We start from the raw sequence: 2,068 nt of genomic DNA, 5'->3' as shown, positions 1-2,068 counted from the left end.
AACTATGGTTAGAAAATCAATAATTTTTTTACTCCCCTAGGGGATTTTTCAGTTATATTTTAGGGGAATTTTCAATTGACAAATACAAGGAACAAAATTTGTTAAAAAAGGTGCATTAAAAAACATAAAAAGTTTACCTAAAAAGGACTAGAACTAAGAGATTTTGCAGTAGAATATATAAGAAAAAAGAGCAAATTAAAAACCAAAATATTTAAAAATACCATTAAAAAGAAGATAGCAGACGGATTAAAACACGTAGATGAAGGAATAAAAATAGCCATTAAAAAGGATTGGAACAGTATCTAATCTTCCAGGGAATACATCGGAGAATTTGTTAAAGTTATATATAATGCCAGAACTAAAATAGTTGAATTCATTGAAAAGAATGACAGGAATATATCAGATGATGCTGTAGAGGGAACGAGTAGTACTGTTACGAATAACGTTGATGAATTACCCAAGAAGATGAAAGATTGGTTAGGAAAGGATGCTAAAGTAATAACTAATAAGAGTGGAGACAAAGTATTCATATCAAGCGATGGAACAAGAAGAATAAGGTTTGATATCAACAATACTCATCCACATAGTAATCCACATGGACATATAGAAGAGTGAGTAAATGGTAAGTGGCAAAAATCAGGGCCAATATACCCAATAGATGTTCCGCATAATTAAAATTATGTTTAAGGAGGGATTAATATATATGAGAATTCTTGACCAAGAAGCTGATAAAGTAATTAAGAATATTTTATTACTATTAACACCAAGTGAAGCATCAGAATTAAAGGATGACCTTGAAAGAATTCTTTCTGAAAATAAAGAAGGTGAGCATTCACACATTTGTGATATTAATTATGAACATGAAGTAACTATAGCAATCTATGAAGATGAAACCATTAATAGTTTTAACAATAGGATAAAAAAACTGCTTAAAAAAGGAAATTAGTAAAGAGGTCACACAGTTTCAGCTGGTGTGACCTTTTTTCTGTTTTTCTGTTATAAATGATGAGGTCAAATGAAGCAAGAAAATAAATGTAGATATGGTGTAGGTTCTTGTAGATATAAAAATTGATCAAAGTATTTGAATAGATGTCTAATATTTTGGAATATCTGCTATTTATATTATAATTTATGCATCAGATAATTTGGATATTAAGCAGGGATAAAGGTTTTATGAATGAAAAAGAACGCATTATTTTATGCCAATTGATTACTTTATAGCTTACCGGTAAGAGAAATTTTAATAAAAATACTCAAAAAATTTTTGTAATTTTTAAATCCAATAGTATCAATGGAAAATTGGGAGTTGAAAATCAAAATCTGCAGTTGAGATTCATATATATGCATAAATGGATGCATATATGTGAATCTATTAGGGGAAGGTCATTGATGGTAGAAAAAAGTTTAAAATAATTAAAAAAGACAAGAATAAAAGAAAAAAGAAAATCAGAGTAAAGAAAGCATAAAGTAAAGATAAAAGATAATTGATAGCATCAAGTATTCTGATATAACTGTATAAGTAAGCCGTAAATAAGGGTAGTGCATAAGGCACTATCTTTTTTTATGATGATTTGTCTGATGGATAGAAAAATAAATCTAAATTGGGCAAAGAAGAAAAGTTTTGAACATGAACAGTTTATTAGGTAACAGAAAAAAGTAATGTAAGTATCCAAGTAAAAAGAAGGGGGAAAATCAGATGACAGGGAAGATGACATTACCGCTTACATTGGATAAGGCAGATATTGATATTCTTAAGATACTTAACAAACATTGTTATTTAGTAATGGAATTTAAATTTGTAGCAGAGGACATGATTCTATTGGAAATAAGCTCATTTACTAATGCAGCAGATGTAACTAAAAAAGAGGAGGAATAGTAATGGGTAAAGATACAGGTATGGTAAAAGTACCAGCGCAGTTGTTGCCTAAAGCTGTAATAGCAGTAAAACCAGAGAGTACAGCAAAAGCAGACCTTGAAGTAAGATATTAATGCTAAAATAATAATTAACAAGATTTCAAATATAAAACTTAACAAAATTGTTAATAAAATATTATAATTACTTCTGAAA

3 protein-coding genes are annotated in these 2,068 nt (G+C 28.7%); all 3 read left to right on the top strand.

Annotation, left to right across the window (positions count from 1 at the left end; translation table 11 throughout):
- Positions 1-465 precede the first annotated feature (465 nt).
- The 3 genes from OM90_RS12025 (at position 466) to OM90_RS12015 (ending at position 1,876) form a co-directional block, all read left to right on the top strand.
- Complete coding sequence (locus tag OM90_RS12025) at positions 466-615, top strand: hypothetical protein (protein ID WP_202813803.1); 150 nt, start codon at positions 466-468, stop codon at positions 613-615.
- A gap of 88 nt (positions 616-703) precedes the next feature.
- Positions 704-946 (top strand): hypothetical protein, encoded by a 243-nt coding sequence (locus tag OM90_RS12020; protein ID WP_058487096.1) that lies wholly within the window; start codon positions 704-706, stop codon positions 944-946.
- Positions 947-1,696: 750 nt separating this feature from the next.
- A complete protein-coding gene (locus tag OM90_RS12015; protein WP_058487095.1) occupies positions 1,697-1,876 on the top strand; it encodes a hypothetical protein in 180 nt (59 codons plus the stop codon).
- Positions 1,877-2,068: the final 192 nt, after the last annotated feature.

The organism is Defluviitalea phaphyphila (assembly GCF_001466305.1).
Classification (GTDB): Bacteria; Bacillota; Clostridia; order Lachnospirales; family Defluviitaleaceae; genus Defluviitalea_A; species Defluviitalea_A phaphyphila.
This window is presented reverse-complemented; position numbering and strand designations above follow the sequence as displayed.